This is a genomic window from Stygiolobus sp. CP850M, assembly GCF_037389425.1.
Taxonomy (GTDB): Archaea; Thermoproteota; Thermoprotei_A; order Sulfolobales; family Sulfolobaceae; genus Stygiolobus.
This window is the reverse complement of the sequence record NZ_JBBHKR010000050.1, coordinates 1-7,599: the sequence shown is the minus strand read 5'-3', so window position 1 is coordinate 7,599 and position 7,599 is coordinate 1. Positions and strand designations below refer to the sequence as shown.

At 37.9% G+C, this 7,599-nt stretch carries 10 protein-coding genes; 5 read left to right on the top strand and 5 right to left on the bottom strand.

The window, feature by feature from the left end; all coding sequences use genetic code 11:
• Window positions 1–257, top strand: a 257-nt coding sequence (locus WIW89_RS04890) for a transposase (protein ID WP_337719955.1), incomplete at its 5' end; no start/stop codon positions are given.
• 121 nt (window positions 258–378) lie between these two features.
• Here the strand turns inward: WIW89_RS04890 and WIW89_RS04885 are convergent.
• Complete coding sequence (locus tag WIW89_RS04885) at window positions 379–984, bottom strand: hypothetical protein (RefSeq protein ID WP_337710255.1); 606 nt, start codon at window positions 982–984, stop codon at window positions 379–381.
• A 165-nt stretch (window positions 985–1,149) separates the two neighbouring features.
• Here WIW89_RS04885 and WIW89_RS04880 point away from each other — a divergent pair, with 165 nt between their 5' ends.
• The gene (locus tag WIW89_RS04880) at window positions 1,150–2,187 is read left to right on the top strand and encodes a VIT1/CCC1 transporter family protein (protein WP_337719954.1); all 1,038 of its coding nucleotides are present in this window, start codon (window positions 1,150–1,152) and stop codon (window positions 2,185–2,187) included.
• On the opposite strand, the gene WIW89_RS04875 is transcribed toward WIW89_RS04880, so the two are convergent.
• Window positions 2,167–3,342 carry a M20 family metallopeptidase gene (locus WIW89_RS04875; RefSeq protein ID WP_337719953.1) on the bottom strand — a complete coding sequence of 392 codons (1,176 nt, stop codon included), beginning with the start codon at window positions 3,340–3,342 and terminating at the stop codon, window positions 2,167–2,169. The two genes, WIW89_RS04880 and WIW89_RS04875, sit on opposite strands and share 21 nt — an antisense overlap.
• Before the next feature lie 244 nt (window positions 3,343–3,586).
• On the opposite strand from WIW89_RS04875, the gene WIW89_RS04870 reads away from it, so the two are divergent.
• A complete protein-coding gene (locus WIW89_RS04870) occupies window positions 3,587–4,126 on the top strand; it encodes a hypothetical protein (protein WP_337719952.1) in 540 nt (179 codons plus the stop codon).
• On the opposite strand, the gene WIW89_RS04865 is transcribed toward WIW89_RS04870, so the two are convergent.
• Window positions 4,116–4,709: an NADH-quinone oxidoreductase subunit B gene (locus WIW89_RS04865; protein ID WP_443296293.1), complete on the bottom strand. Its 594-nt coding sequence runs from the start codon at window positions 4,707–4,709 to the stop codon at window positions 4,116–4,118. The genes WIW89_RS04870 and WIW89_RS04865 overlap by 11 nt on opposite strands.
• Before the next feature lie 257 nt (window positions 4,710–4,966).
• On the opposite strand from WIW89_RS04865, the gene WIW89_RS04860 reads away from it, so the two are divergent.
• Window positions 4,967–6,025, top strand: a complete 1,059-nt coding sequence (locus tag WIW89_RS04860; RefSeq protein WP_337719951.1) for an L-threonylcarbamoyladenylate synthase — start codon at window positions 4,967–4,969, stop codon at window positions 6,023–6,025.
• Window positions 6,012–6,698 (top strand): biotin--[acetyl-CoA-carboxylase] ligase, encoded by a 687-nt coding sequence (locus WIW89_RS04855; protein ID WP_337719950.1) that lies wholly within the window; start codon window positions 6,012–6,014, stop codon window positions 6,696–6,698. Before WIW89_RS04860 ends, WIW89_RS04855 begins: the two co-directional genes overlap by 14 nt.
• A gap of 46 nt (window positions 6,699–6,744) precedes the next feature.
• On the opposite strand, the gene WIW89_RS04850 is transcribed toward WIW89_RS04855, so the two are convergent.
• Together WIW89_RS04850 and WIW89_RS04845 are read right to left on the bottom strand one after the other, a co-directional pair.
• The gene (locus tag WIW89_RS04850; protein ID WP_337701607.1) at window positions 6,745–7,173 is read right to left on the bottom strand and encodes a universal stress protein; all 429 of its coding nucleotides are present in this window, start codon (window positions 7,171–7,173) and stop codon (window positions 6,745–6,747) included.
• Between the two features lie 40 nt (window positions 7,174–7,213).
• On the bottom strand, window positions 7,214–7,599 hold a 386-nt coding region (locus tag WIW89_RS04845), incomplete at its 5' end, for a metallopeptidase TldD-related protein (RefSeq protein ID WP_337719949.1).

Genomic DNA, 7,599 nt, shown 5'->3' with positions numbered 1-7,599 from the left:
GCCATCCTACTAGGAGAAAGACCGTAAGGGAGTTCAAGAGATTGGGCTATAATCGTTGGAGGGAGGAAAAGGGTTACGGTGTTAGGTGGAGAATTGAATCCTTATTCTCAGCTGTGAAGCGCACTTTTGGGGAATCCGTTAGGGCTACGAGCTTTTTAGGACAAGTGGTTGAGGCTAAGCTCAAGTTCTGGGCTTATGCATGGATGCTCCACTTGGCTAATTCTTTAGTTGGTAGAGCTCCGGGTATTAGGGTGTAAGCTTGCGAATAACGTTGAAATAAATATTAATTACTGAAAAAATCTCAGTGTATCATATCATGCTTATGAAATAAATTGAAGAGATCAACAAAGCATAAAGTAATGAAAAATTTTAAAAAAATTAGCTTACAAAAATAAGGACGTATGATCCTTCTAAATTTTCTTTCACATCTTGGTATATCGTTTGAGTTCCGTTCAGATAATGCTGAAATATTGAAGTAGTGTTCACATAAACGAGTATTCCTCCTTGCAAGGTATATAACTGCCCTAGTGGTATGACATAAATACTATTAACAAACGTAGCGTTAGCTGTTTCTAATTGTAAAATTCCCAAATGCAAATCTCCCACGGGTATCTGATAAAACTTATTTGCATCACTAACATTTACAAGAAATATTGCAGAACCTAACTGAGGACTGTAATAGACATACTTGTAAATTTGAGAAGGTATTATAGCTTGTAAACACGCTATCTGAGCCCCGGTAGTGGCATTGCTTATTATGATTTTTATAGAAGAGTTATGAGCGACAAAATTTATTATATGTGTTACGTTGTTGTTGAAATAGCTCGTAGCACCGACATACGTGGTGTTTACAACGTTAATAACAGTATAAAGGGGATAGACTGCTAGATATAAAGGTTGTGCAGTGAAAGGAGCTTCCGCATTTGTAGGAATTACTAAAATTGCTATTGCTAGGAAAAATAAAGATAATATCAGCCTTCTCATTTATAAAAGATATAACGTATAAGATTTATTAATTTTATCCAAGTATTGTTTAATTTTTGTCAATTTTATTAGACTAATTAAGATAAAACTAAATGTAGGTATCTTAATCTCTAAGTTGACAGAAATTAGAAAAACTTTTAATTTAGAGTAATTCTAATTTACTTGATGGACTTTAATAAGCAGTACAAAGAGGAATTATTTGACTCAGAAGTTTACTTAGAGCTCGGCAAAAAAGAATCTGATCCAGTAGCTAAAGCTTTTCTCTTCAGAATGGCAGAAATGGAGAAAAAACATGCCTCAATCTGGAAGGAGATTAGCGAAAAAAGAGGAATTAGGATTGGAAAACTAGGAATTAATGATAAGTTAATGATAAAATTTTACGGAATTATAAGAAAAGTTCTAGGACTGGAACTCACACTCAAACTATTGGAAAGTAACGAGGAAAACGATATAGAGAAATACAACGAATTGGCGAAAAGCGAAGAACTAGACGAGAATGAGAGAGAAAAAATGAGAGAAATAAGCATCGACGAAGCCGTTCACGAGGAAATGTTAACTACAATAAAAGCCAAGGATGTGAGCGACTTCGTTTACGGGATTAGTGATGGTCTGATTGAGGTATTGGCAGCTACATCAGGGATAGCAGGAGCAGTAAGTAACCCATTAGTTGTTGCATTATCTGGGCTCATTGTAGGAATTTCGGGGACACTCTCCATGAGCATAGGAGCTTATCTATCTACTAAATCCGAGAAAGAAATCAATGAGCATAAGAGGGAAAAAATAAAGATACAGAAATTAGTAGATAGAGGAGAAGTCTCGAAAAAATTATCCCAGATCTTGTCAGAACTCGGAATTAAGGATAAAATAGCACAAAACATCTCTCCACAACTGGTAGATGTGGCTGAAGATATAATTGCACCAAAGGTTGACGAAAGTCCTCTGAAAAGCTCAGCAGTAACCGGACTCTCTTATATCGTTGGAGCAATAATACCGATAATACCCTATTTTCTAAGACTCGGTGGGATGTTAGGACTGATAACCTCTTATGTTATAGCCGGGATATCGATTTTCTTGGTAGGATTTATGATAGGGCTACTCAGCGACGTAAATCCCAAGAAAAAAGGCTTAGAAATGATGGGGTTAGGTATAGGTGCTGCTATCGTAACGCATTTAATAGGGCAACTAGCTTCGCTGGTAATTTGAGATATCAAGAAGGAATGAACTTATTACTTCGTAGGTTTTTTCTAGCTCCTGAAATGTTACATATTCATCATAAGAGTGTGCTAGGTTAAGTTCACCGGGGCCATAGATTATGGTGGGAACCCCTTTATATCTGAAAAACCTCCCGTCAGTAGCCCCAGTCATAATGTACTTAATAGGGTTGACGTTTAACCTCCTCATAATCACGTTTTCCAAAAGTTTGACATAAGTATTATCTGGTGAAGTATAATTTGGCTCAGAGATATTAAACGGTTCAACCTTAACTCCTTCCGCTAGTTCCTCTACCAGAGCTATGGCATCATTTACGGTAATACCCGGAGGAATCCTCATGTCCACTTCAGTCTCAGCGTAATCAGGAACAACATTCACCTTAACACCACCCCTAATGACACCAGGATTGAATGATATGGAGAGGTAATCTTTCTCAGTATTCATATCAGCCTTAGCTCTTAACAGTTCCACAACTTCTTTAGGAGTGCCTATATTGTAATCGGATATCTTCTGTAGAGACGTTAATGAGCGAATAAGCTTCATAATAGCATTTTCACCGAGTGAGGGTAAACTTCCGTGAGCAGATTTGCCCACACTGACTAATTTAACTTGAAGAAGTCCTTTTTCACCGAGGCAAATCGAATTTGAACCCGAGGGTTCACTGATCAGTACTAAGTACGGTTTAAACACCTCAGCCAATTTCATAGACCCGTGAAACCCACCTGTCTCTTCATCGGGAACAGCGGTGAAAACCAAATCGTATTCCAGTTTATCGGCCAAGTCAGAGAAAACCTTCATAAGTACGGCTAAACCACCTTTCATGTCAGTTGCCCCTCTACCATAGACTAAGTTTTCTAATATTAAGCCTGAAAAAGGATTATTCTTCCACCTTTTTTCATCTCCCACCGGCACTACGTCGTAATGTCCGTTCAACATGACATGATTTTTATCCCTCGGTTTGCTTTGAGAAATTACTACTGGCCACCCTCTATCGAATTCTATAATTGAAGCGGAAAACCCTTTCTGACTAAGATAGTCCTTGATAAACTCGGCTCCTTCTTTTAGGCTATTTCCTGGGGGATTAAGTGTTGGTATTTTAATTAATTTTGATGTTATGTCTACCACTTCTTCAACTTTATTGTTCATATTGAGATTTTGGTGTTTTATAATCATAAATAATTGTTCTAAATAGTATTCATAAAATCAACGTAATCCATAATTATTAATTAGATAAATGTTCACTACGTGTGAATAAACGTTAAATACAAGATATTAATTAAGGAATAAATGTACAGTAATTAATAATGTGAAATATTGTTCATTTAATTTTTAAATCAATTAAAGTCTGTATAAATGAAAAAGTGAAAAGGTAGGAATTTGATGTGATCTTATGAAACTTCAAAACATTGAAATTTCCTCAATATTATCACCAGAAGCAAGATACGTTACCATTACTTCAAAATTTCTGCCAAATTTAGCTGACGAAGTACCTGTTTTCACGTCATATAATGGAGAGAAAGTAAAGTTAAGAGAACTAATAATACTCTCAGAAAGGACGGGGAAGAAGATCATCACCGGTTATAAATACGATTTAGAAGTTAAGGAAGGTGACGGAGGATTAACGTCGCTATATGACGTTGACCAAGTAATCCTCACTATGAAAGCTAAAAAATATAATGAGTTTATGACTACGACCTTAATTTTTATAGGTCTGAAAGAAGGGAGCCCCGAAAAAGCTCTAATCTTGCACGACGTTCCTGTTCTAGCCAAAAATAAGACTGACTTAATTGATCAAATAAAGGGTCATTTGAGAACTTTTCACGGAATCGAAATTGATCACATCCCAGCTAAGTTTAAGGTAGAACACAAACATCTAGTTAAGGCAAAACTAACTGACGTTGACTATGCGTTTAGCTTGTTCAACTTATAACGGCTTTCTCTTCTTTTTTAGTACTCTTCTCTTTCTTAGTCTCGTAACTTTCCATAGGTTTTATTTTATCTTCACCATTTTTAGTCTTCTCTCCCATAATTCTCTTTTGCAATTGAATTATAGCTCTAGCTAAGGCCTCTGGCCTTGTTGGACATCCCGGAGCGTAAATATCCACTGGAATTCCAATTTCTGAAGGTAATACCGTATTATAAGAGTTCCAGAATATTCCACCTTCTAACGAACATGCCCCCATAGCAATTACAAACTTAGGTTCGGGCATCTGATCATAAACGATCTTAGCAGCCCTAGCCATTTTTCTAGTCAACGTCCCCTCAATAACTAATAAGTTTGTCTGCCTTGCTGACGAGAAAGGTAAAACTCCAAATCTCTCTGAGTCAAATCTTCCCGCCGCAAATGCACCGAATTCGGTTCCACAACAACTAGTAGTCAAGTGTGGTGGCCACAAGGAGAAAGCTAATCCCCAATCTCTTAATTCTTTGATAGGCTTTCTGTTTATTAACCATTGAATAGCCTTCTTTGCAGCTTCCTGAACATTTCCAGTAAGTAATAATTGATCTGACATCAAAATCTATTTTTCACCATCTCTTAAAACCTTTAATTAATACCCCTATCATAAAAGTATATATAGTAATATTTTTGTTATATGAAAATTTCTTCGATATTTAAACATTGTAGGGCTTTTTAAGCCCGTCTTCATCAATCCGAGATCACCTCATCAATCACCGTTCAGGAAAGTCAGCATAGAGCGCCCCAGCCATCAATCGCTCCTCGTTGGTTCCTCATCACCACTTTTTTATTCACAATGGCAGTTTAAAATGTATGACTTTGATCCTTAAAATTGATCCCTTAAATCCTGAGATCGACAAAATTAGACTAGCAGCTGAAGTCATAAAGAAAGGAGGTACTGTAGCATTCCCTACAGAGACAGTCTACGGTTTAGGAGCGAACGCATTCGACGGCAATGCTTGCCTTAAGATCTTTCAAGCGAAGAATAGACCGGTAGATAATCCCCTAATAGTTCACATATCCGATATTGAACAACTATACGAAGTAGCCTCAGAAATCCCAGATAAAGTACTAGAGTTAGCACAAACTGTTTGGCCAGGGCCCTTAACATTTATACTGAAGAAGACCGAGAAAGTACCTAAAGAGGTAACAGCTAACTTAGATACTGTAGCAGTTAGAATGCCGGCTCATCCTATAGCACTACAGTTGATTAGGGAGAGCGGAGTCCCTATTGCGGCTCCAAGTGCGAATTTAGCCACGAAACCAAGCCCTACAAAGGCTGAGGACGTCATAGCTGACATGAACGGGAGGGTTGACGTAATAATAGATGGTGGACATACTTTCTTCGGCGTTGAATCAACTATTATTAACGTCACGGTTAATCCACCAGTGCTTCTGAGACCAGGTCCCTTCACAGTTGAAGAACTGAGAAAGTTCTTCCCAGATTTAATAATCCCAGAATTTGCTGAGGGTAAGAGAGAAGCTGAAATAGCCTTAGCGCCCGGCATGAAGTACAAACATTATGCACCTTCAACCAAGTTAATAATTGTAGAGAACAGAGAGATCCTTGACCAAGTAATTAAACTGGTTAGCCAGAAATACAAGGTAGGGCTACTTCTGAGCAAGGAGTTAGCTGAAAAATATAAGGGTTATCCCACTCTCGTACTAGGTAGTGATGAAAACTTGTACGAGGTAGCTAGGAATTTGTTTGACTCTTTTAGGGAATTAGATAAGCTGAACGTAGACATAGGAATAATGGTTGGTTTTCCCGAAAAAGGAATAGGTTTCGCAATTATGAACAGAGCTAGGAAAGCCTCAGCTTTTTCAATTGTGAAAAAAATAGAGGATGTGTACAAATATGTTAGTCTTTAAGTTCCCTAGCGTAACTTCAACACAAGACCTAAGTGAAGCAATTTATACCATGATCAATGCAGACAAATTCGTAGTAGTCGCTGAGGAACAGACTAAGGCAAGAGGTAGGTATAAAAGGGAATGGTATTCTCCAAAGGGGGGACTGTGGTTCACTTATGTAATAAAGGGTTTTAATCCAGAGAGGATACCGTTTACAACTCTCACAGTGTCTTTGGCTATCAGAGAGGTTGTAGGTAAGTACGTTGATGCCTATATAAGGTGGCCTAATGACATAGTAACCCGTAACGGTAAGGTAGGAGGAATATTAGTTGAAGGAATAGTTGAAGGAAGTAAAGCTACAGTCTTCATAGGAGCGGGGATAGATACTAACGTGGATTCCTTTCCTCAAGGAGTTAAGGCCACGTCTATGAAATTAGAAACTGGTAAGTTGATGGATAACGATGAACTACTTAAGGACGTGATAGCTAGAATCGACTACTATCTGTTCCTTGAAGACGATAAGGTCATCGAAGGGATTAACAAATACTTGTCAATTAAGAATAGGACTGTTAAACTACTGGGGAAAGATTGGGAAAGGCAATGTAAGGCTCTATTCGTTGACTTTATGGGAAGACTGGTAACTGAATGCGGTATCTTCGAAGTAGAGGAAGTATTAAGAGTAGAAGAATTATGACAAGTAAAAAGACCTTTTAGTATAAGAAATTAAATCGCTCTTTCCATTACTTTACTACAAGTACCGGTACTTTAGCATCTTCAACTATTTTTGTTGAAACACTACCCAATATTATCCTCTTGAAAGTCGACAATCCTCTACTACCCGTAACTATTAGATCACTTCCGTTCTTAGCTACATATTCAAGGATCGCTGTTGCTGGATCTCCTTCTAATACTACAGCATCGACCTCTTTTACACCGCGTTGCTGAGCTTTGGACTTAGCGTTCTCCACATCAGTTTTAGCCTTGTTATACACTTGTTGAATTACTTCTCCAGGGATCGGGGCTACTCCCATTCCCAACAATGCAGCTGTGTCTACGACCTCAACCACGTCTAATTTTGCATTATATTTACTTGCCAGATCAATAGCTACATCTAATGCTCTAATCGCGTGGTCTGAACCATCATACGCTACGAGAATCTTTTTAAACATATTTGATCACTTTCTATCTCTTAGAATTCATTTAAAAAACTCACGCTATATTAATGCCAGATATTTTTAGTGAACGTGTATAGACATTCCCTTTTAAATCCTTCACTCCAATACCTCCAATTATCCCTTTCAACATTTCTTTTAGTGTCCCAGTTATTACAACTTCCCTTACAGCAACACCATCATACCATGCTACTGAACCTACTACCGAAAACTCTCCAGTGTCGAAATTACTGGTATGAACACCTTGTACTTGATCCACGACTATTACGTCATCCTCGACATTAGCGGCAACATCAATATCAAGGACAGAAGATGAGATTACCGGTGGTGAGGAATAGGATCTTGAGGAGGAATGAGTGTTTTCTTTACCCGCTTTCCTTGACCAATAAGTATTGGACAGAAATGTGGTGACTTTTCCTTTGT

Coding starts and splice junctions, on each gene's coding strand:
- WIW89_RS04885 (WP_337710255.1), bottom strand. CDS start 984: ATGAGAAGGCTGATATTATCTTTATTTTTCCTAGCAATAGCAATTTTA.
- WIW89_RS04880 (WP_337719954.1), top strand. CDS start 1,150: ATGGACTTTAATAAGCAGTACAAAGAGGAATTATTTGACTCAGAAGTT.
- WIW89_RS04875 (WP_337719953.1), bottom strand. CDS start 3,342: ATGAACAATAAAGTTGAAGAAGTGGTAGACATAACATCAAAATTAATT.
- WIW89_RS04870 (WP_337719952.1), top strand. CDS start 3,587: ATGAAACTTCAAAACATTGAAATTTCCTCAATATTATCACCAGAAGCA.
- WIW89_RS04865 (WP_443296293.1), bottom strand. CDS start 4,709: ATGTCAGATCAATTATTACTTACTGGAAATGTTCAGGAAGCTGCAAAG.
- WIW89_RS04860 (WP_337719951.1), top strand. CDS start 4,967: ATGACTTTGATCCTTAAAATTGATCCCTTAAATCCTGAGATCGACAAA.
- WIW89_RS04855 (WP_337719950.1), top strand. CDS start 6,012: ATGTTAGTCTTTAAGTTCCCTAGCGTAACTTCAACACAAGACCTAAGT.
- WIW89_RS04850 (WP_337701607.1), bottom strand. CDS start 7,173: ATGTTTAAAAAGATTCTCGTAGCGTATGATGGTTCAGACCACGCGATT.